At 69.0% G+C, this 20603-nt stretch carries 24 protein-coding genes; 7 read left to right on the top strand and 17 right to left on the bottom strand.

The features are described from left to right. Positions 1–328: 328 nt before the first annotated feature. Positions 329–3694: a BTAD domain-containing putative transcriptional regulator gene (locus tag NDR87_RS26040; protein ID WP_251912816.1), complete on the bottom strand. Its 3366-nt coding sequence runs from the start codon at positions 3692–3694 to the stop codon at positions 329–331. A gap of 89 nt (positions 3695–3783) precedes the next feature. Between NDR87_RS26040 and NDR87_RS26035 the strand changes: the two genes are divergently transcribed. Further along, the gene (locus tag NDR87_RS26035; protein ID WP_251912815.1) at positions 3784–4239 is read left to right on the top strand and encodes an SRPBCC family protein; all 456 of its coding nucleotides are present in this window, start codon (positions 3784–3786) and stop codon (positions 4237–4239) included. Positions 4240–4260: 21 nt separating this feature from the next. Continuing rightward, positions 4261–5133 (top strand): 1,4-dihydroxy-2-naphthoate polyprenyltransferase, encoded by an 873-nt coding sequence (locus NDR87_RS26030; RefSeq protein ID WP_251912814.1) that lies wholly within the window; start codon positions 4261–4263, stop codon positions 5131–5133. Here the strand turns inward: NDR87_RS26030 and NDR87_RS26025 are convergent. The 5 genes from NDR87_RS26025 to NDR87_RS26005 all read right to left on the bottom strand — a co-directional run bounded on the left by NDR87_RS26025 (position 5130) and on the right by NDR87_RS26005 (position 7902). Continuing rightward, complete coding sequence (locus tag NDR87_RS26025; protein ID WP_251912813.1) at positions 5130–5519, bottom strand: phage holin family protein; 390 nt, start codon at positions 5517–5519, stop codon at positions 5130–5132. The genes NDR87_RS26030 and NDR87_RS26025 overlap by 4 nt on opposite strands. A gap of 63 nt (positions 5520–5582) precedes the next feature. Next, positions 5583–6173, bottom strand: a complete 591-nt coding sequence (locus tag NDR87_RS26020; protein WP_251912812.1) for a Clp protease N-terminal domain-containing protein — start codon at positions 6171–6173, stop codon at positions 5583–5585. Beyond that, positions 6173–6394 carry a helix-turn-helix domain-containing protein gene (locus NDR87_RS26015; RefSeq protein ID WP_251912810.1) on the bottom strand — a complete coding sequence of 74 codons (222 nt, stop codon included), beginning with the start codon at positions 6392–6394 and terminating at the stop codon, positions 6173–6175. The genes NDR87_RS26020 and NDR87_RS26015 overlap by 1 nt, the downstream gene beginning before the upstream one ends. An 87-nt stretch (positions 6395–6481) precedes the next feature. Then, complete coding sequence (locus tag NDR87_RS26010; protein ID WP_251912809.1) at positions 6482–7567, bottom strand: PLP-dependent cysteine synthase family protein; 1086 nt, start codon at positions 7565–7567, stop codon at positions 6482–6484. Further along, positions 7564–7902: a DUF4229 domain-containing protein gene (locus tag NDR87_RS26005; protein ID WP_251912807.1), complete on the bottom strand. Its 339-nt coding sequence runs from the start codon at positions 7900–7902 to the stop codon at positions 7564–7566. The genes NDR87_RS26010 and NDR87_RS26005 overlap by 4 nt, the downstream gene beginning before the upstream one ends. A gap of 257 nt (positions 7903–8159) precedes the next feature. On the opposite strand from NDR87_RS26005, the gene NDR87_RS26000 reads away from it, so the two are divergent. Together NDR87_RS26000 and NDR87_RS25995 are read left to right on the top strand one after the other, a co-directional pair. Beyond that, complete coding sequence (locus NDR87_RS26000) at positions 8160–8393, top strand: BldC family transcriptional regulator (RefSeq protein ID WP_062513434.1); 234 nt, start codon at positions 8160–8162, stop codon at positions 8391–8393. A 70-nt stretch (positions 8394–8463) separates the two neighbouring features. After that, positions 8464–8667 carry a hypothetical protein gene (locus NDR87_RS25995; RefSeq protein WP_251912806.1) on the top strand — a complete coding sequence of 68 codons (204 nt, stop codon included), beginning with the start codon at positions 8464–8466 and terminating at the stop codon, positions 8665–8667. 10 nt (positions 8668–8677) lie between these two features. On the opposite strand, the gene NDR87_RS25990 is transcribed toward NDR87_RS25995, so the two are convergent. Next, positions 8678–9604, bottom strand: coding sequence for a LysR substrate-binding domain-containing protein (locus NDR87_RS25990; RefSeq protein WP_251912805.1), 927 nt, complete (start codon positions 9602–9604; stop codon positions 8678–8680). A 72-nt stretch (positions 9605–9676) separates the two neighbouring features. Further along, complete coding sequence (dapA, locus tag NDR87_RS25985) at positions 9677–10558, bottom strand: 4-hydroxy-tetrahydrodipicolinate synthase (RefSeq protein WP_251912804.1); 882 nt, start codon at positions 10556–10558, stop codon at positions 9677–9679. 70 nt (positions 10559–10628) lie between these two features. Between dapA and NDR87_RS25980 the strand changes: the two genes are divergently transcribed. Beyond that, positions 10629–11564 carry a LysR family transcriptional regulator gene (locus NDR87_RS25980; RefSeq protein ID WP_251912803.1) on the top strand — a complete coding sequence of 312 codons (936 nt, stop codon included), beginning with the start codon at positions 10629–10631 and terminating at the stop codon, positions 11562–11564. Here NDR87_RS25980 and NDR87_RS25975 read toward each other — a convergent pair. Further along, positions 11490–12086, bottom strand: coding sequence for an AAA family ATPase (locus tag NDR87_RS25975; RefSeq protein ID WP_251912802.1), 597 nt, complete (start codon positions 12084–12086; stop codon positions 11490–11492). The genes NDR87_RS25980 and NDR87_RS25975 overlap by 75 nt on opposite strands. A gap of 194 nt (positions 12087–12280) precedes the next feature. On the opposite strand from NDR87_RS25975, the gene NDR87_RS25970 reads away from it, so the two are divergent. Beyond that, a complete protein-coding gene (locus NDR87_RS25970) occupies positions 12281–12682 on the top strand; it encodes a hypothetical protein (protein WP_251912801.1) in 402 nt (133 codons plus the stop codon). Positions 12683–12791: 109 nt separating this feature from the next. Here the strand turns inward: NDR87_RS25970 and ccsB are convergent, their stop codons facing one another. From ccsB to hemL, 6 genes are all read right to left on the bottom strand, one after another. After that, complete coding sequence (ccsB, locus tag NDR87_RS25965; RefSeq protein ID WP_251912800.1) at positions 12792–13760, bottom strand: c-type cytochrome biogenesis protein CcsB; 969 nt, start codon at positions 13758–13760, stop codon at positions 12792–12794. A gap of 2 nt (positions 13761–13762) precedes the next feature. Beyond that, the gene (locus NDR87_RS25960) at positions 13763–15391 is read right to left on the bottom strand and encodes a cytochrome c biogenesis protein ResB (protein ID WP_372494169.1); all 1629 of its coding nucleotides are present in this window, start codon (positions 15389–15391) and stop codon (positions 13763–13765) included. Between the two features lies 1 nt (position 15392). Next, positions 15393–16211, bottom strand: coding sequence for a cytochrome c biogenesis CcdA family protein (locus NDR87_RS25955; RefSeq protein ID WP_251913241.1), 819 nt, complete (start codon positions 16209–16211; stop codon positions 15393–15395). Between the two features lie 106 nt (positions 16212–16317). Then, on the bottom strand, positions 16318–16968 hold the full coding sequence (locus NDR87_RS25950; protein WP_251913239.1) for a TlpA disulfide reductase family protein: 651 nt from the start codon (positions 16966–16968) through the stop codon (positions 16318–16320). Between the two features lie 32 nt (positions 16969–17000). Then, a complete protein-coding gene (locus NDR87_RS25945; RefSeq protein WP_251913238.1) occupies positions 17001–17606 on the bottom strand; it encodes a histidine phosphatase family protein in 606 nt (201 codons plus the stop codon). Positions 17607–17671: 65 nt separating this feature from the next. After that, positions 17672–19009 (bottom strand): glutamate-1-semialdehyde 2,1-aminomutase, encoded by a 1338-nt coding sequence (gene hemL / locus NDR87_RS25940; protein WP_251912798.1) that lies wholly within the window; start codon positions 19007–19009, stop codon positions 17672–17674. Positions 19010–19229: 220 nt separating this feature from the next. Here hemL and NDR87_RS25935 point away from each other — a divergent pair, with 220 nt between their 5' ends. Beyond that, positions 19230–19616, top strand: coding sequence for a hypothetical protein (locus NDR87_RS25935; RefSeq protein ID WP_251912797.1), 387 nt, complete (start codon positions 19230–19232; stop codon positions 19614–19616). A gap of 4 nt (positions 19617–19620) precedes the next feature. Here the strand turns inward: NDR87_RS25935 and NDR87_RS25930 are convergent, their stop codons facing one another. Both NDR87_RS25930 and NDR87_RS25925 read right to left on the bottom strand, forming a co-directional pair. Further along, the gene (locus NDR87_RS25930; RefSeq protein ID WP_251912796.1) at positions 19621–19857 is read right to left on the bottom strand and encodes a hypothetical protein; all 237 of its coding nucleotides are present in this window, start codon (positions 19855–19857) and stop codon (positions 19621–19623) included. Continuing rightward, the gene (locus NDR87_RS25925) at positions 19857–20351 is read right to left on the bottom strand and encodes a hypothetical protein (protein ID WP_251912795.1); all 495 of its coding nucleotides are present in this window, start codon (positions 20349–20351) and stop codon (positions 19857–19859) included. The genes NDR87_RS25930 and NDR87_RS25925 overlap by 1 nt, the downstream gene beginning before the upstream one ends. Positions 20352–20603: the final 252 nt, after the last annotated feature.

Raw genomic sequence — 20603 nt, 5'->3', positions numbered from 1 at the left:
CGGGCCAGCCCCTCCCCCCGGTGGGTCCCACGGGTGGGTCCCGGGCCCCCGGGGGGGGGCGGGGGGCCCCCCCACGACGGGGAACAAGGGGAATCCACCGATAGCCAAACAATTGATGGACAAGCTCATTAGAACCACTGGACGGGAACCGATTGGTAGGAATACTCATTCGTCCCGCCAAGCGGGACATCTATTGGTGGGCACACTCATTCGTCCCACCAATCGGGACACCTATTGGTGGGCAGACTCATTCGCTCCACCGATCGGGACACTTATTGGTGGGCACACTCATGCGCTCCACCGATCGGGACACCGGTTGGTGGACCACTCATTCGTCCCACTGATCGGCAATCTCGTTCAGCAGCGTCATGATTCGCTTGGCAACCGTCCGACGGCCGATGCGCGCCACCTGTCGCCGCACCTGCTCCACGGCGGCATCGTTCGCCACCGAACCGTGCAATTCCAGGTGCCGACGCAGCTGCATCGACGGGGTGTCCTCGCGGGCGATCGCCTTGCCGGCGAGAACGAGCAGCTCCCGGGCGATATCGGGCGACCGATCGACCGACAGCAGATACGACCCGATCGCCACCGCGACCGACCCGACCTGCGGTATGTCCATGAACTGCGCCAACCGCTCCAGGGTGGCGTCCACGAGCTGGCGCGGCAGCGCCGGCACGTCCTCGACCCGGTCGTGCAGGACATGGGCGTCGAGCACCGCGGCGGCGCGGATGATATCGCCGGGACCGGGACCCGAGAGGGGCTGCGGCCAGCCGTAGAGCTCCAGCGACTGCCGCAGCCGCCGCAGTCCAACCGTCACCTCGCCCCGCGCCAGGGCCAGCTCACCCCATCCGGCCCGCACCGCGGCCAACCGATGATTGGGCCGCGCCACCGGGTCATCCGGACCACCGGCCCCGTCGACCAGTCCCGCCGCGATCTCCAATTCACGGCGCGCCTGCTCGAACTCGCCGACGCCGACCAGCGAAAACGCCAGGAAGCTGCGCAATTCCACGCTCTCGTCATACGCACGCAACAGCTGCAGACCCGCCACCGCCTGCCGGTAGTAGCCCACCGATTCGCGATAGCGCGCGGTCTGGGCGGCCAGCTGGCCCAGATGCTGGGTGAGCATGGCGCGGCCCCAGACATCGGCGGGGTCGCATTCGTCCAGGGCCCGCAGGGAATCGCGCATCGACCCGGTGATGTCGCTGGAATTCTCGGCCATATTGGCGCGAGACAGCAGGGCCGACCAGCGGACCTCGCGGTCCCGCGACCGCGCCCCGGCGGTCAGGGTGCGCCACAACGCGATCGGCGACGGTCGCACACACAGCACCTCGCCGATGAAACGCGCCATCGGCGAGAGCGGGACTCCCGATCGCAGCACCCGACGCGCCCGAAACCGCAGCACGGCAATCTCGCGCAGATCGAAATCCGCGACCGTGGTCTGAGCCGCGATCAGCATGTGCGCGAACACCTGGAGATCGGCCGTGAATCGATCGGGCGCGGTCGGCGGCGGTGGTATCCGCAGCACCCGGCAGCCCCAGCTCATCAGGTCCATATGTGCGCCGCGCACGATCCAGAGCATGCCGAGCACCGGGAAGACGATGTAAACCGTTGCGGCATCTCGATGTTCGAGCGCATACCGCAGCACGGCCGTCAGATTGTCCTGCTCCTCGCCGAGCGCCAGCACGGCCCGCACCTGCTCCCCGGCGTGGTGCAGCTCGCCGACCTCGATCACGAAACGCCTGGCCCAGTCGGTCATCCGGTGCATCACCGCACCGGACTCGCCCGCGGCCACGAGTTGCTCCTCGCCGAATTCCCGCACCGTCTCCAGCATTCGGTAGCGAGTGCCGCCGTCCTCGTCCTCGATGACCGACAGCAACGACTGGCTCACCAACCCCTCGACGGCCCCGGCCACATCGACCACATCCACCCCGCCCGCGACCACCTCCGCGGCGGCCAGGGTGAAGCCCGCCGGAAACCGGCACAGCCGCCGCAGCGCGATCTGTTGCGGCTCGTCGAGCAGATTCCAGCTCCATTCGATCACCGCGTGCATGGTGCGATGCCGCTCGGGCGAAGTTCTATCGCCGCTGCGCAGTAAAGCGAACCGATGCTCGAGCCGGGACTCGATATCCTCCACGCTCATGGTCCGCGCCCGGGCCGCGGCCAGTTCGATCGCCAGCGGCAGGCCGTCGAGGGTGCGGCACAGCCGCGCGACCGTGTCCGGCTGTAACCGCACCGAGGGCCGCACCGCCCGCGCCCGGGCCGCGAACAGTTCGGTCGCCGGTGAGCCATGCGCATCGATGGCCAAGGGCGGCAACGGATATACCGCCTCCGCGGTGATGGCCAACGGCGCCCGGCTGGTGGTGAGCACACTGAGCCGATCGCAGGCGCCGACCAGATCCGCGACGACCGCGGCGGCACCGTCGATCAGATGTTCGCAGTTGTCCAGGATCAACAGCATCGGCCGAGCCGACAGCGCGTCGCGCAGCCGTCGCCGCGCATCGATTTTCTGCCCACCGCGCAGGGCCGTCGGGTCACGGCTGATTTCGCTCATACCGAGGGTGGCACTGATCGCTCCCTCGATCTCCGCGGGCGCGCTGTCTCGATCGGCCCGCACCGAGGCCAACTCCACCAGCACCACCGGGAGCTCACGCGATACCCGCGCCCCCAACTCGTTGGCGACCCGGGTCTTACCGGTGCCGCCGGGCCCGAGCACCGTGGTCACCCGGGACGTTCGCACAAGTTCTTCCAGGGCGGCCAGATCGGCATCGCGACCCAGCAACGGATTCGGCGCGGCACGCAACCCGATCGCCGAAGCAGCCGGCTCGGGAATCGGCGGCGCCGCGGCGTGCTGAGCCGTGGCCACTCGCTGGCCGGGGGCGGGCGCACGCACCGGCGCGATCGAATCGCCCCGCAGGATGGCGGTATTCAGCGCCACCAGCGTCGGTCCCGGATCGGTGCCCAGCTCGGCCGCCAGTCGGCCGCGCAGACCCGCGAAGATCTCCAGTGCCTCGTTACCGCGGCCGTCGGCGGCCAGCAACCGCATGAGGGTGGCGTGTGCGGGCTCGTCCAGCGGTGCGGCGGCCGCGATGCGGCGGGCGACGGCCACCGCACCGGACAGCTCACCCGCGGCCTCCCGTGCGGCCAGTTCCAATTCGTCGAGGGCGTGCCAACGCGTGGCGGCCAGCGCGGTCAGTTCGTCGGCGATAGGGCCCGGCGGCAGGTCGGCGGCGGGCTCGCCGCGCCACAGCGCCCGGACCGTCGCCACCAGGGCCAGACATTCGGAATGGTCTCCCGCGGCATGCAATTCCCGCGCCCGGCGTTCCAGTCGGCGCGCGCGAGTCAGGTCGACGTCGTCCTCGCCCAGCGCCAGCCGATACCCGGCCGGGCCGATCTCCAGGATTCCGTCCGGCAGCACCGAACGCAGCCGCGATACCTGGGTGTGCAGCGCGTTCATCGGCGCCCGCGGCGGCTGCTCGCCCCAAACGTCCTCGATCAGCGACTGCGCGCTACGGCTGCGGCCGGGATGCGCTGCCAGCGCCGCCACCAGCGATCGGGCGCGGGTCCCCGGCAGCGGGACGAGCCCGCCGCCGCGCCGTACGGCGATCTCCCCCAGTAACCCGACCAGAACGGGCTCTGCCGCACTTCGCGCGGCTGCGGTGGCGGCGCTGGGGAAACCGCTGTGATCAGGAGGCATGCTGCCCATAATCGTAAGCGAGAGGTCGACCGATTTCCGGTGCGCGTCGCGTGGCCTGGTGATCACCATTGTTCGCCTACGCTCCCGCTATGGCCGAATTCGAAATCTCCCGGGAAACCGTGATCGCCGCCGATGCCGCGCGGGTGCGCGATCTCATCGTCGACTTTCGCGAATGGAAGCAGTGGTCGCCGTGGGAGGATCTCGATCCGGATCTGCAGCGCACCTATACCGGCGCGGAATCGGGCGTCGGCGCGCACTACGCGTGGGACGGCAACCGCAAGGCCGGACGCGGCAGCATGGAGATCACCGGTGTCACCGACGACACCGTCGACATCCGGCTGGTCTTCGAAAAGCCGTGGCGGGCCACCCACCGGGTGACCTTCACGCTCGTCCCCGCCGACACCGGTACGACCGTGACCTGGCGCATGGTCGGCGAGCGCAATGCCGTAACGGGGCTGCTGGCCAAGGTGATTCCGATGGATTCGATGATCGGACGCGACTTCGACAAGGGCCTGGAACGCCTGCGGAAGGTTGCCGAGGCCTGAGCGCGGATTAGGCTGCCGATCATGGCAAGCGCAGCACAATGGCTCGAAGGAGCCCGCCCCCGCACCCTTCCCAATGCCATCGCCCCCATTCTGGTGGGCACCGGCGCGGCCGCCTCGCTGGGTGCGGCGGTGTGGTGGAAGGCCCTGCTGAGCCTGCTGGTTTCGCTGGCCCTGATCATCGGCGTGAACTACGCCAACGACTACTCCGATGGCATCCGCGGTACCGACGACGAGCGCGTCGGGCCGCTGCGGCTGGTCGGGTCGGGCGCGGCCAGCCCGGCCGCGGTGCGTGCCGCGGCCGTCGCGAGCCTGGCCGTGGGTGCGGTATTCGGCCTGGTCCTGGTGTTCACCACGGCCTGGTGGCTGCTGCTGGTCGGGCTGGCCTGCCTGGCCGGGGCCTGGTTCTACACCGGGGGCCGGAAGCCCTACGGCTACAGCGGCTTCGGCGAGATCGCGGTCTTCGTATTCTTCGGCCTGATCGCGGTGCTCGGCACCGAATTCGTGCAGGCGCAGCGGGTCGACTGGGCCGGGCTGGTCGGCGCGGTGGCCGTGGGTTGCTTCTCCAGCGCGGTCCTGGTCACCAACAATCTGCGCGATATTCCGACCGATTCGATGACCGGTAAGACGACGCTGGCCGTACGCCTGGGCGACACCCGGACCCGCACCTTGCATCTGGCGCTGCTGGTAGTGCCGTTCGCCGCCACGCTGCTGCTGGTGGCGCGCACTCCCTGGGCGCTGGTCGGACTGCTCGCCGCCCCGCTGGCGGTGCGCTCGAACACGCCCGTGCGGGGCGGGCAGAACGGGCCGGGTCTGATTCCCTCGCTGCGCGATACCGGCCTGGCAATGCTGGTGTGGTCGATCCTGACCGCGCTCGCGCTGGGAATCGCCGCCTAGCTTCGATCCCGGTCGGGCACCAGCACACCCAGCACCCAGTTCACCAGGGTGATGATGATCGCGCCGAGCACGGCCGCCCAGAAGCTGTGCACGCGCAGGCCGTATTCGGTGGCCTCGGTGATCTTCGCGGTGAGCAGCAGCATCAGGGCATTGACGACCAGCAGGAACAGCCCCAGCGTGACGATCACCAGCGGCAGGGACAGCAGCTTCACGATCGGCTTGACCAGCGCGTTGACCAGGCCGAACACCAACGCCACGGCCAGCAACACCACGATCTTGCCGCCGGTCCCATCGTCTTCCGGACTGATCAATTCGATCTTGTCGACCCAGGTGGCGGCGAGCCAGATGGCGACGGCGTTGATGACCAGGCGTAGCAGGAGAGCCATGGCGCCAGCGTAACGGCGACCGCGCCCGAACACCGGGTACGGCGTTCTCGTGCCGCATGGCGATCACGCCGCCGCGTCCAGCATGCTGTGGACGGCCTCGCGCAACGCGCGAGCGTCCTCGTATCCGCCGATCAGGTCTCGGGTCGTCGGGTTCGGGCCGCGCAGGATGCCGAGCAGGATGTGTCCGGCCTCGATGCTCTTGTCACCGCGCGTGAGCGCCTCCCGCAGGGACAGTTCGAGCACCTTCTTGGCGTCCTTGGTGAAGGGGATGTGGCCAAAGTTCATGCCGCCGCGGAAACCGAAGCGGCTCCGGCGGTTGTCCTCCTCTTGCGGTATCGCCCGCTCCAGGGCGTCCTCGCCGAAGGACGCCTCCAGGCTCTCCCGCACCGCGTCCAGATCGATGCCGATCGAGCGCAGCGCCGCGGCATCCTCCTCGCCCAGCGGCTCCCCGATCCGGTTGCGGTCGAGCCGCTCTCGCAACGCGTCGGTGGTCAGGCCCCTGTCCGCCAATATCTTTTGCAGATCGCGATCCCGGCATTCGGTGATGCCGAGCAGGACATGCTCGACATCTATTGTGGGCGAGCGCAATTGGCGCGCCTCCTCCTGCGCTATCACGACCGCGACGCGCGCTTCCTTGCTGAACCTCTCGAACATCAGCCGATCCCGCCTCTCCGGTTGTACTTCTGGTGGACCGCCTGCCGACTGACCTCGAGCGCGTCGGCGATCGCCTGCCAGGACCAGCCCTGCTTGCGGGCGTTGGCCACCTGGATCGCCTCCAGCCGCTCGAGCAGTCGACGCAGTGCGAGCACCGCGCGGAGCCCGACCTGTGGATCGGGACTGCCAGCGGCGGCCGCCAGAGTCGTTGCCTCACTCATGTACGTCAATTTACGTTGACATCCCGGGCAGTGTCAACGAAAATTGACGTCATGCGCCCGACAATCTCCGGAAGCGAACGAGGAATCTCAGCCGAGCCAGGTACCGGTGCGGAGGAATTCGGCCAGGACCGCTTCGGGTTCGGCGAGGTCCAGCCCCTGCCCGGCGACCCACGCGTCGTCGAAATACGTTCCGGCGTACCGATCCCCGCCGTCACACAGCAGGGTGACCACGCTGCCCGCACGCCCCTCGGCCAGCAGCTCGGCGACCAGGGCGAAGGCGCCCCACAGGTTCGTACCCGTGGAGCCGCCGACGCGACGGCCCAGGGCGGCACTGGCATACCGGCAGGCGGCGACGGATGCCGCATCGGGCACCTCGATCATCCGATCGACAACCGTGCCGAGGAACGACGGCTCGACCCGCGGCCGCCCGATGCCCTCGATGCGCGAGGGCATGCCGGTCTCATAACCGGCATCGCCGGTCTCGTATCCGCCGTAGAAGGCGGAGTTCTCCGGGTCCACCACCGCGAGCCGGGTGGCGTGACGGCGATAGCGGATATAGCGCCCGATGGTGGCGCTGGTTCCACCCGTTCCCGCACCTACCACGATCCAGGCGGGTATCGGATGCGACTCCAAAGCCATTTGGCCATAGATGGATTCGGCGATGTTGTTGTTGCCGCGCCAGTCTGTGGCCCGCTCGGCATGGGTGAACTGGTCCATATAGTGGCCACCCAGCTCGGCCGCCAATCGCGCTGCCTCGGAATAGATTTCCGGTGGTCGCTCGACGAAATGGCAACGCCCGCCCTGCGCCTCGATCAGGGCGATCTTCTCCGGCGAGGTCTTGGCGGGCACGACGGCCACGAAATCCAGCCCCAGCAGCCTCGCGAAATACGCCTCGCTGATGGCTGTCGAACCCGACGACGCCTCCACGATCGGGGTGCCCGCACGCACCCAGCCATTGCAGATCGCATACAGGAAAAGCGATCTCGCGAGTCGATGCTTGAGACTGCCGGTGGGATGGGTAGATTCGTCCTTGAGATACAGCTGCACGCCCCAGTCGCGCGGCAGCGGATAGCGCAGCAGATGGGTATCGGCGCTGCGCTGGGCGTCGGCCGCGATCAGCCGGACCGCGTGGTCGACCCAGTCGCGGGAAGTACTGCGATCGCAGTACTTCACTCCGGCTCCTCACCACGCAGCCGCGCCCGCAACTGCGCCTTGTCGTTGCGCCGCTTTTCGTCGACGGCCGCGATGTCCTCGTTGACCCGGGCGCGCAGCCGCTTGAACAGCACCAGCGACAGCGGCATCGCGACGATGAGCGCGAACAGCAGGGCCACGATCAGCGGGATGTCCACCTTCAGCAAACGCGAGAACAGGACAATCACGGCGGCGATGACCGCCACCAGCGCCAGCCGGGCGAGGGTGTACAGCACCAGGTTGCGCACCAGCCGCCGACCCGCCGAAACAGAGGTCTTATCGGCCGCGGCACCGCCCGGTTGGGATGCGTCACTCACGCGACCAGACTATGCGACCACGTACGCCCTTCCGGAGCGGGTCGGGGTTGGATAGGGGTCCGATCCCGGCCCGCCCGCACCCAGGACGCTGAGTATTCGCTGGTCACGGGAAAAGCGGGCAAATCCAAGCCGTACGGATATCCGATTTGTCTATTACTTCCCCTTTACCAACGTTAGATCGTTCGAGTACCTGGGGGTGTCAGTGCAACGATGTCGCTATCTGATGAGGGAACTGTCGATTACGGAAAGGTTTGCGAATGACTGCGATCACCGCGGCGAGCCGCACGTTGGGTTCCGTCAACGGCCAGGAGGCCCTCCTGACCCCAGGCCAAGTAGCGGCCCTGTTCCATGTCGATCCGAAGACCGTCACCCGCTGGGCGCATGCCGGGCGGCTGGGCTCGCTGCGTACGCCGGGCGGCCACCGTCGCTTCCGTGAGTCCGAGGTTATGCAGCTGTTGAAGTCGTTGACCACCGAGGCCACTCGCGTATAACCCCGATTTCCGCGTAGGCCGTGCCGCAGGTACGCCACACGATTACCCTCGATAGCAGGAGGTGAGCGACGTGACGTACCTGTTGGCACTCATCGCGGTGGTGGCCGTCGCGGTGTTGTGCTGGAAGGCGTTCGGACCGGAACCCTCGCACCGCCTCGGTACCGGCCGGAACCCCTCGCAACGCAACCGCATCGTCGGCCCGGACGACGATCCCGAATTCCTCTGGCGCATTTCCCGTCAGCATCGCGACGGCGAGCCCGGCCCCGACCGCTGAGCCATACGCCTCAGGCCCGCATCGCCACATCCACGAACCGGCGAATCAGGGCCGAATCGGCCTCGGCGCGATGCACCGGGACCAGGTGGGCCTCGGGCAGGCCGGTCACCGGGATGAGGACGACCCCGGGTCGGGCCAGACCTTCGACCCGCAGCGACGTGGCCAGGTGGACTAGTCTGGTGCGCACGATCGCGTCCACCGCGGCATCGACTCCCCATTCCGCGACCACCGACCGGCGACGGATCGGGCGGCCCGACGGCGTGGTCGGCGGGCTCCAGGCGTCGACGAACCAGCTCGGAAACGTCGGCGGCGGCATGATGACCTCGTAGTCGGCCAACTCCTCGGCGTCCACCGAATCCCGCTGTGCCAGCGGATGTTCGGCGCTGACCGCCAGGGCTCTCGAACTGATCAGCAAGGTCGGGCCGAAGGACAGTTCCGGTTCCAGATCGGCGTAGTCGACCGGGTTGCCCGGGAACCACAGCAGAAACAGATCCACCACCCCCTCGCGGAGCGCCTGGTCCAATTCGGACCCAAAACCGTTGAGCGGATGGGTCGAAACCGAGACACCCGGATACTCGCGCTCGAAGGCGGATACGTACATGTGCGCCCGAGCCAGGCCGATGGTGATGATGTACCCCAGCCGCAGCGTTCCGCTCACTCCGCGCGCCCGTGCCCGCGCATTGTCGATCGCGTGCAACAGCTCCCGGTAGCAGGGCTCCATCTCGGTCAGCAGCGCCTCCCCCGCCGCCAGCAGTTCCACCTTGCGGCTGGTCCGGGCGAACAGCGGCTCGCCGACCTGTCGCTCGAACAGCCGGATCAACTGGCTCACCCGCCCGGCGGTGAGGTGCAGCCGGGCGGCCGCCCTCCCGAAGTGCAGTTCCTCGGCGAGGACGACGAAGGCCTCGATCTGCCGGAAATCCACCGGGTTCACACTCATCCGACCACCCCGCAATGAGTTGAACGTGCAGCTCACTCTAACGCGCGCGACGGTAGAGCACCCCGATGCCGATCAGGCCGAGGTGAATACCCCTGTCGCCGTGGCCAGCGCATTCGCGAGGGCATCCGCACTCGCCGGGAGCAGCGGCAGCCGCACGGCGGGGCTGGGAATGCGGCCCTGAGCGGCCAGGACGGCCTTGATGACGACCGGATTGGGCTCGGCGAACAGAGCCGCCGCCAAGGGGGCCAGACGATGCGACAGCTGGCGCGCCCGCTCGATCCGGCCCTCCCGCCAGGCGGCGACGAGATCGGCGTACGCGACGGGAGCGACGAGGGCGCTGGCCAGGATCGCACCGGCGGCGCCCAGCGCCAGCAGCGGGGCGGCGTACAGATCGTCGCCCGCCAGCACCGACGTCTCGGCACGGGCCAGAAAGGCGATCGTGGTGTCGTCGATGCCGCCCACCGCGTGCTTGAACCCGGCGACATTCGGCAATTCGGCCAGCCGGCACAGGGTTTCGACGCCGAGCGTGCGGCCGGTCCGATACGGAATGTTGTAGATCACCAGCGGCACCGGGCTGGCCGCGGCCAGTTCGCGAAAGTGCGCCACGACTCCTTCCTCCGATGGACGGCTGTAGTAGGGCACGACCGTGAGGGCCGCGGTGACGCGCGGATCGAGAGCGGTGAGGGCCTGAACCGAATCGGCGGTGGCATTCGATCCCGCCCCCGCGATCAGCGGTGCGCCGCGCTCGGCACAGACGCTCGCGCAGACGTCGAGGACCAGGCGGCGTTCGGCCGCGGTCAGGGTGGCCGGTTCGCCCGTGGTGCCGAGCGCGACGAGACCGGCGGCACCCGCATCGAGCACCTCGTGCGCGAGGGCCGCGAGGGCGTCGGCGGCCACCGAACCGTCGGGAGCGAAGGGAGTGATCAGGGGAACGAACAGGCCGGTGAGCGTCATGATTTCAGCTTCGCGGCCGGTGAGCTTTACGTCTATTTCCCACTTCTGCTGCCGAGCGTAAGCTGAACTTATGCTCGATACCCGACGGCTGCGACTGCTGCGGGAACTGGCCCGGCGCGGGACGATCGCGGCCGTCGCCGAGGCGCTGGCCTATACGCCGTCGGCGGTGTCCCAGCAGCTGTCGGCACTGGAGCGGGAGGCGGGTGTGCCGCTGCTGGAGCGGACCGGCCGCAGTGTCACGCTCACCCCGGCGGCCCTGCGCCTGGTCGATCACGCCGACACGATTCTGGCGGTGCTGGATCAGGCCGCGGCCGAACTCGCCGCCGCGCGCACCGAACTCACCGGAACCCTGCGGATCGGCGCGTTCCCCACCGCGGTGCGGGCGCTCCTGACCCCGGCCCTGGTCGCGCTCAGTCGCGATCATCCCCGGCTGGAACTGTTCGTCTCCGAGCTGGATCCGGCCGATGCCGCGGATGCGCTGCGCGCCGATGCGCTCGATATCGCGCTGCTGCAAGAGTACGACTATGTGCCCGCCGAGCCGGAAAACGGCTTGGCGACAGAGCCTTTCCTCGAGGAGACGGTGCATCTGGCGGCCCTGGGACGGGATTCCCTTCCCGCGCATCGCAATTCGTCGTGGATCGCGGGAACGCCCGGCACGCTTTGCCATCGAATGACGATGAGCTCCTGTGCGGCAGTCGGTTTCACACCGCGCGTCCGCCACCACGCCGACGACTTCGGGACGGTTCTCGCCCTGGTGGCGGCGGGTCAGGGGGTGGCGTTCGTCCCGGATCTGGGTGCGGTCGACGTGCCCGCGGAGGTCGTGCTCACGCCGATGCCGATCCGGCGGCGGACCCATCTGGCGTATCGGCGTGGGACGGGCGGACATCCGGTGATCGCGGCCGCGCGGCGGGCGCTGCACGCGGCGGTAGGGTCACCTGCGCGCGTGCGTGAGGCTCACCCAGGTGCGGCGCAACCTGTCGAGCAGCGGTCTGTCGCGACGCCCTGACAGCGGCAGGCCCGCGCTGTCGGCGATTCGTTCCGCGACGGCGGGGATGTCGATGTCGTCGGTCCACACATGTTCGGCGAATTCCGACCGCCGCAATTGATCCAGGCAGCGGTCCAATTTGCCGAGGGCGAAATCATCGGCGACCAGTCCGTACACGCCGCGGCGGCGCACACGTTCCCGGATGGTGTCGTGCCGTGCCAGCAGCGCGAAATGACGGACATCGTGACCGGATTCCCGCAGCCGCCCAACCGTTTCGGCGAAATAGTCGGGTTCGACGACGGTCATGGGAGCCAGGACGACGCCGTCGTATTCGGCGAGCACCCGGTCCAACACCTCGTAGACGCCCTGCCGCCAGGCCGGAAAGTCCTGAAAATCCCGCCGCAGCTGCCGGGGCATCGTGCGGTGCAATCCATATCCCACCTGCTCCGGATCGCATACCACACTTCCCGCCAGCCGCCGTCGAATCTCGAAGGCCACCTGCGTCTTTCCGCCCCCGAACGGCCCGTTGATCCACACCAGCATGCCGCCCACCCTAGGCGCTCGTCGCAACATTCCCATCCGGAACCAGAGCGGCCTCGAATAAATTGCGGCAGAGAAAGGAGAAGCCATGTTCTTGCGGTTGATCGGCCAACTCGTCGGCGGCGTGCTGGATCTGGTCGTCGGCCTGCTGGTCCCGTAGCACCCCCTCCGTCCCCGACCGAAGGAGCTCACCCCGCATGTCCGCATCCCGCCGACTCCGCCTGCTCACCCGGACCGCCGCGCTCTGCGCGGCCCTGCTCATCCCCGCGGCCTTCGCCACCGCCACCGCCGCGAACCCCGCGGCCGAGGCGACCACCGCCACCCACCAGCACATCGCGGCGAGCAAGGGAAAGTCGGAGGGAAAGGGTGAGGCCCAAAAGAAGGGCAAGGGCAAAGCCGAGTCCGACTCGACCGGCAGCGGCAGCCTGGGAGCCACCCTGAACGGCCTGCTGGGCACACCCGGAATGGACGATAGGACCTCCCCCGATTCCGAAACCCCGTCCTTCGACCCAGAGCAAATGGACGAACTCGGCAAAACCCTCGGCGCCCTCGCCAACGGCTTCTTCTCGACCTTCCAAATGCCCACGCCCGCACCATGACGTAGCGGACACTGGCGAGGGGTGACGGCCGGTCAACGAGTTTGGGGAGGGCGGCAAGCTACCGCCCTCCCCAAACTCGTTCACAAAGGCTTTGAAACCGCCAGCCGCTCTAATTGAGCCCCGCGTAACTGTGCAACCCACTCACCACGATATTGATGATGAACAGGTTGAACAGCATCGCCACGAACCCCGCGATATTGATCCACGCCGCCTTTGTCTCCCGCCAGCCCGAGGTAGCTCGGGCGTGGAGGTAGGCCGCGTAGATGACCCAGGCGATGAAGGAGACCGTCTCCTTCGGGTCCCAGCCCCAGAAGCGGCCCCAGGCGGATTCGGCCCAGATGGCGCCGAGGATGACGCCCGCGCCGAAGATGGGGAAGGCGATGATGGTGGTGCGGTAGGCGAGGCGGTCGAGGGTGCGGGCGTCGGGGAGGCGGCGGGCTATGGCGCCGAGGAGGTTGGGCGATTCGCCGCCCTCGGGTTCGCGCATGCGCAGCAGGAACAGCAGGCTCGCTACGCCGGAGACCAGGAAGATGCCGCTGCCCGCGCTGACCACGGTGACGTGAATGGGGAGCCAGAACGATTTCAGGGCGGGGACCACGGGGGCGGCCTCGGCGTAAAGGACCTGGCCTGCCAAAAACATCAGGATGAGGACCGGTACCAGCAGGAAGACCCACATGGAGCGGTAGCGGCGATCGCGCATGAAGGCCAGGCCGGACAGCATCGCGGCGGCGGTGGCCATGGCGATGAACTCGTACATGTTCCCGAGCGGGAAGCGGTGGGTCGCGAAGCCACGCAAGACGATCGAGGCGAGGTGCAGGCCGATCGCCACGAACAGGACCGCGAAGCCCATATTGCCGAAGCGCTCCGCGGTGGAGCGCTTGGGTGCGGACTCGATGCGGCCGGGGGCCTGCGGACGGTCCGCACCGCCGCCCGCGGTCACCAGCTCGCGGGCCGCGGTCTCGCTGGTGCGCGCCGCGGCGTACTGCACGATGAGCAGCGCGAGCACCAGAACGTAGACCACCCACGCCGACTTGAAGGCCAGATTGCTGTATCCGGCCAGGGTCTCGTCGATCGGCATGCTCACTCTCCCGTGCTCTGCGAGTCGCCCAGCAATCGTTTGCGCAGGCGGTCGAACTCGCCGCCCCAACCGGCCTGGTCGGTGCGGGCCAGGCCGCCCATCTCTACTACAATACGTCGTTCATCATCCGAACCGGCGGTCGGGTAGGCCCGCAGCCATACCCGCCGACGCTTCACCAGCAGCGACACCAGCAGCCCGGCCATCATGGTCAGCGCGCTCACCAGCACCCAGCCCTGCGCCGGGTCATGCGAAACCTGCAGGTTGGCAAACTCTTTCGCACCGTCGAAGGTCACCTTGGTGCCATCGGACAGGGTGGCCGATTCGCCGGGCTTCAGATTCACCCGCTGCTGCTTGACCAGGCGTTTCTGCTTGATCATCTCCGGATCCAACGCGAACAGCGACTGCGGCCGCCCGGTGTCGAGTCCGGTCTCGCCGCGGTAGATGTCCACGGCCACGGCCGGATCGGTCAGCGCGGGATAGGAGGAGGTCAGCAGGTTGCCGTGCAGCAGCGCGGTCGGCGCGAACAGGCCCTCGATCGCGATCTGATGCTTGCGCCGCTCCTGCTCGCTCGGGAACATCCCGCCCGGCGGATCGAAGCGCATGACGCCGCTGGACAGGAAGGTGGTGGCGTCGTCGGGACGCCACTGCACGGTCTCGGTGCGGGTCTGCCCGTCGGGGTAGGTGACGGTGAAGGTCGGCGCGTAGCCGTGTCCCTGCAGGTAGACGCGGTCGCCCGCGACGCGCAGCGGGTGGTTGACCCGAATCGTGGTGTCACGCCAGGTATTGCTCGCCAGGTCCGCACCGGCCTGATAGGAGATGTTCGCGGTGAACATCTCGGCCTGGCCGTTGGGCAGATAGTCGGCCTTGAAGTCCTTGACCCGCACGCACAGTGGCGACAGCCCGGTGCCGTCGTTGACGCGGCCCGCCCGGAACGAGTCGAATGCCGCGGTCGAGGTGGTGCAGAAGCCGGGCCCGTTGTCGGCGATCACGATGACCGTGCCCTCGTAGCCGAACAGCTTGCCCACCGCGATCGCCACCAGCAGCCCGACCAGCGCGAGATGGAACACGATATTGCCGAGTTCGCGGAAGTAGCCCTTCTCCGCGGAGAGCGTGACCTCCTCCCCCGAGGTCCGCTCGACCACCCGCCAGCCGCGAAGTTCCGTGCGCGCCGCGGCGATCACCGCCGCGGGCGCGTCGTCCACGCGCGTCGCGAAGTGATGCGGCAGTCGGGACAGATTGCGCGGGACCCGGACCGGCGGCGTGCGCAGCGCCCGGTAGTGGTCGAAGACCCGCGGCACGATGCAGCCCACCAGCGATACGAACAGCAGCACGTAGATCGCGGTGAACCAGAAGCTGGAGAAGACGTCGAACAGCTGCAGCCGATCCATCAGCGGCCCGAGCGTCGGGCGATCGGCGATGTACTGGTCGACCTTCTGCGTGTTGAGGCTGCGCTGCGGCAGCAGCGCGCCCGGAATCGCGCCCAGCGCCAACAGGAACAGCAGCATCAGCGCGGTGCGCATACTGGTCAGCCCGCGCCAGGCGTTGCGCAGCAGGGCGAATGCGCGGCGCGGCAGCGACTGCCGCGACGGGCGGGCGGGCTTGTTCTCGGATGCGGTCATCGTGGCTGTCATGTCAGATCGGCAGGGTCACTCGAGAGACGAAGGCATTGCGCACCCATCCGACGAACTGGTCCCACATGCCGGTGACCAGCGCGACGCCCACGGCGACGAGCAGGATTCCACCGATCACCTGAATGGTGCGCGAATTGCGGCGCAGCCAGCTCACGCCGCGCAGCGCGCTGGCCGAACCGAACGCCAGGATCACGAAGGGCAGGCCCAGGCCGAGGCAGTAGGCGATGATCAGCACCACCCCGCGCGCCGCGGTGGTGCCCTCGGTCCCGGCGGATACGGCCATCACCCCCGACAGCGTCGGGCCCAGGCACGGCGTCCAGCCCAGCGCGAAGACCGCGCCGAGCAACGGCGCGCCGACGATGCCGGTCAGCCGCCGCGGGTGCATGCGGGTATCGCGCTGCAGCGCCGGGATCAGGCCGAGGAACGCCAGCCCCATCACGATCGTGACCACGCCGCCGATGCGTTGCAGCAGTTCCCGGTTCAGGTTCAGGGTCTGGATGACGCCGAACACGGTCACCGACGCGAGCACGAACACCACGGTGAACCCGGCGACGAAAAGCCCCGCGGCCCCGGCCACCCGCACCCGCCCCGCCTTCTCGGCCAGGGCGATCCGCTGCCCCTCGGCCTCGGCGACGGTGACCGGCGGCGCCTCCGCACCCACCAGCCCCGCCAGGTACGACAGGTACCCCGGCACCAGCGGCACCACGCACGGCGAGGCGAACGACACCAGCCCCGCCAGCACACAGGCCCCCAGCGCCAACAGCAACGGCCCCGACGCCGCCGTCTCCTGAAACGTCTCCCCCACCGACGCCAACCCCATCACCGGGCCCACCCCGACGAATCGCCGCACCCTTTCCAGCGCTTCGCACCCGTTGCGGACGCCCGCAAGGGGTGCGAAGCGTCGGAAAGGGTGCGGCGGGGCGGGGTCATCGGGGGTCCTCCGCGGCGATCCGGTCCACGACGGGTTGCAGGTCCTCGGCCAGCAGCGGGCGCAGGAAGACCGCGGCCACGCGGTGGTGGCGGTCCAGGACCAGGGTGGTGGGGATGACGCTGGTGGGGAATTTGCCGCCCAGGGCGAGCAGGGTGCGCATCTCGGGGTCGTAGATGGACGGGTAGCCGACGCTGTTGCTGATCACGAAGTCGCGCGCCTTGTCGCGCTGCGGATCGCGGACGTTGATGCCGAGCAGGGTCACCCCGCGGGATCTGGACTGTTCGTAGACCTTTTCGAGGGCGGGCGCCTCGGCGCGGCACGGGCCGCACCATTGGCCCCAAAGGTTCAGCACCACAACCTGATTCGGGAAGTCTTCGACCGAAATGGTCTTGCCGTCGCTCAGCAGATCGGGTCCGGACAGTCGGCCGATGGTGCCGCGCGCGGCGGGCGGATCGTAGAAGATCTCGGTCTTGCCGCCGGGCGAGACGAAGTCGAAGGTGCCGCCGGTGGCGACGGCGTCCTTACCGGTCGAACATCCGGCGAGCGACGCGACCAGGGCGGCGCAGGCGATCAGGACGGCGGCCAGCCGTCGCGGGCGCGCACCGCCGAAACCGCTCGCGTGCCCACGGATCGCCCGCGGAACCATCGGCCCCGCGGAACCATCGCCCGTGTGCCCGGTCACGCCCCCGTCACCCGAGGATCCGAACCGCCCGCCGGTTCGGAATAGACGATATCGATGAGCGTATCCCCCTGGTACACAAGGGAGGTCAGCGAGGCCAGCGAGCACTGCCGCTGCCGCGGATCGTGCCAGAGCCGCTTGCCCTCCAGGAAGCGCCGCAGCGTCCACACCGGCAGCTGATGCGATACCAGCACCGCCTCGTGTCCGGCCGCCTCCACCCGCGCCTTGTTGACCGCGGCCAGCATGCGGTGGGCGATCTGCAGATACGGCTCACCCCAGGAGGGGGTGAACGGATCGCGCAGCTTCCACCAGTGCCGCGGCTTGCGCAGCGCGCCGTCGCCGACCGAAACCCGCAGACCCTCGAAGGTGTTGCCCGCCTCGATCAGGTTGTCGTCGATGCGTACTACCAGGTCATGGCTCTTGGCAATGGGTTCGGCGGTCTCCTGCGCGCGCTGCAGCGGGGATGCCACCACCAGCGTCACGTCGTGGTCGGCCAGGGTGCGGGCCACCGCGGCGGCCTGCGAACGCCCCTGCACCGACAGGCTGAAGCCGGGCAGCCGCCCGTAGAGGATGCCCTTCGGGTTGTGCACCTCCCCGTGGCGCATCACGTGCACGATGGTCTCGGGGGCGGATTCGGCCGGGGCCGAGGATGATTCGGGCTGTTCGTCGCTCACGCGTCGGATCCTTCGGGTGTTGCGGCCGCCGCGGCCGCCGCGGCGGCGGGCAGGGCGGCGGCGATTCGGTCGAATGCGTCCTCGTCGAGGGCGGCGGAGACGAACCATGCCTCGAACGGACTGGGCGGTGCGTAGACGCCGCGATCGAGCAGGGCGTGGAAGAACGCCGGGAACCGCCAGGTCTGGGAGGCCTTGGCGGCGGCGTAGTCGGTCACCGGACGGTCGGCGAAGAACACGCTCACCATATTGCCCGCGAATTGCACCACGTGGGCGACACCGGCCGCGGTCAGCGCCTCGGTGAGCAGGGCGCCCAGGCGCTCGGCATTGCGATCGAGCGCGGCGTACACCTCGTCGTCGGCGGCGCGCAGGGTGGCCAGCCCGGCCGCGACCGCGACCGGATTTCCGGACAGCGTGCCCGCCTGATACACCGGCCCGATCGGCGCGAGGCGATTCATGATGTCGGCCCGGCCGCCGAAGGCCGCCGCGGGCAGGCCGCCGCTCATCACCTTGCCGAAGGTGTAGAGGTCACCCGCGACGCCCTCGCGCCCGTACCAACCCGCCGGGCTCACCCGGAAGCCGGTCATCACCTCGTCCATGATCAGCAGCGCGCCGTGCTCCTCGGTCAGCCGCCGCAGCCCCGCGTTGAAGCCGGGCAGCGGCGCGACCGCGCCCATGTTCCCGGCCGCGGCCTCGGTGATCACGGCCGCGATCTGCCCCGGATACGCGGCGAAGGCCGTGGCCACCGCGTCGAGGTCGTTGTACGGCAGCACGATGGTGTCGGCGGCCTGCGCGCCGGTCACACCGGGCGAGGTGGGCAGGCCCAGCGTCGCGACGCCGGATCCGGCGTCGGCCAGCAGCGCGTCGACGTGGCCGTGATAGCACCCGGCGAATTTGATGATCTTGCCTCGGCCCGTGTAACCGCGGGCCAGCCGCACCGCGCTCATGGTGGCCTCGGTCCCCGAGTTCACCAGCCGCACCCGCTGCACCGGCTCCACCCGCGCGGCGATGACCTCGGCCAGCTCGATCTCTGCCTCCGTCGGCGCCCCGAACGACAGCCCGCCACCGGCGGCCCGGCGCACGGCCTCCACCACCTCCGGGTGGGCGTGCCCCAGGATCATCGGACCCCAGGAGCAGACCAGATCCACAAAGTCGTTGCCGTCGGCATCGGTCAGCGTGCAGCCGCGGGCCGAGGCGATGAACCGCGGTGTACCGCCGACGGATTTGAACGCCCGGACCGGCGAGTTCACCCCGCCGGGAATGACCGCGGCGGCGCGGTCGAACAGTCGGGCTGAGACCGGCACCCTCACCTGGGTCGCGCGCGGAGAAGAACTCACGGTCCCAGTGTCTCAGCCCGCCCGGCGGCGGTCGACGACAGGGTGTAGTGCGGTGAGCCACCACACATCCGTCCCGGTTGCCCGGCGACCGCGGCGAAAACCGCAGCGGCCGAATACAACCACAACACGCCGGAACCGCTTTTCCCGCTATATCGATCGCTGATCGATTGCTGATGCGTACGCTCGGTCCATCCACACGTCGACGGCCGGGAGGGAATTCATGCGCACCATCCTGTTCGGAGCCACCCTGTTCACCGCGATGGCCGCCGCCGCGATCGGCACGGCCGGTACCGCCGCGGCCGCCACCCCGATCGCCCAGCCCGACGAGAGCCGCATTGGCATCACCCTCTCCCACGACGAGACCGCCGCCCTCGCGGGCGGGCCGCTGCCCGCCCTGGTCGGCATGATCGTGCCGCCGAGCCGGATGGGCGCTGGCCTGCGCCCCGACACCCAGCTGCACCGCGACGAGAACGGCGGCATCCACGCCTCGCTGCGGCAGGTGATCATGGAGGCGGCCGAACGTCCGGACGGCACGGTGACGGTCTACCTGAACGCGCCGGGCAGCCACGGCGCCCGCCTGCTCGACGTCTATCAGCGCTGGAGCTGAGCGCTCAGCGGGACCGGCCCGCACAGCGGGCCACCAGGTCGACCACGGCCACTCCCGCCACCGCCACCAGCAGGGCGGCCAGTGCCAGCCACGGCCCGGCGTAGCGGGTGGCCTCGAAGGCGGGCAGCTCCTCGGAGGCCGCGAACGTGGTGGTTCGAATGCCGTTGCGCCAGCTCGGCACCGCCGCGCCGACGCACAGCACGATCAGGGCCAGGTCGACGACGATCCACAGCCGTCGCATCAGCGCACCTCCTCGTCATCCGCGCGCAGCCGCCGCACGGCCGCGGTCAGCTCCTCGCGCAGCCGGACGTGGTCACGAGCCCAGGCCTGCACCGTGCCGCCGTCGCGCAACCGCAGGCCGATGCCCTTGCGTCGCCGCGGGACGCCGGTCAGCTCGCCCAGCGCGCGGGCCGACTGCCAGGACTCGTCCTCCCCGGCGTCCTCGTCCGGTTCGGGCAGCACGCGGGCGATATCGCGCAGGGCGAGCACCTCGGTGCCCTGGCGCAGGGTGGTGTCGGTGAGTTCCACCCCGACGTGGCGGCGACCGGCGACCACCTGCAGCCAGACGAATCCGGCCAGCAATACGGCGCAGAAGGTCAGTCCGAACCAGTGCACCTCGCCGCGCAGCACGAGCTCGAGAATGAGGATGGCCAGACAGAGCAGCGGGCCGTAGGCGATCGTGCGCCAGCGGGCGCCGGGCTCGGCGAAACGAACAGGGGGCGCGGCGTCGGTCATACGCGCGCCGAATTCAGCCGACGATACTCGGAATCAACAGACCCGCGAGGGTGAGCAGACCGAACAGAATGAGCAGACTCAACACCAGCACATCGCGTCGAAGGCTCTGTGATTGCTGAATCACCACTCGCATCAATGCCTCCGCTCCTCCGGAGCGGGCCGCGCAACGCGATCCGAAGATCAACGCGCGAACCACGTCTCCGTGTTCCCAAGTCCGCTGTGACAACCCTCACGATACATCCTGCCGCAGTC

This window comes from Nocardia sp. CDC159 (assembly GCF_023740735.1).
GTDB classification, from domain to species: Bacteria; Actinomycetota; Actinomycetes; order Mycobacteriales; family Mycobacteriaceae; genus Nocardia; species Nocardia pulmonis.
Note: the sequence above shows the minus strand (reverse complement) of the source record. Positions and strands in the feature narration are given on the sequence as shown.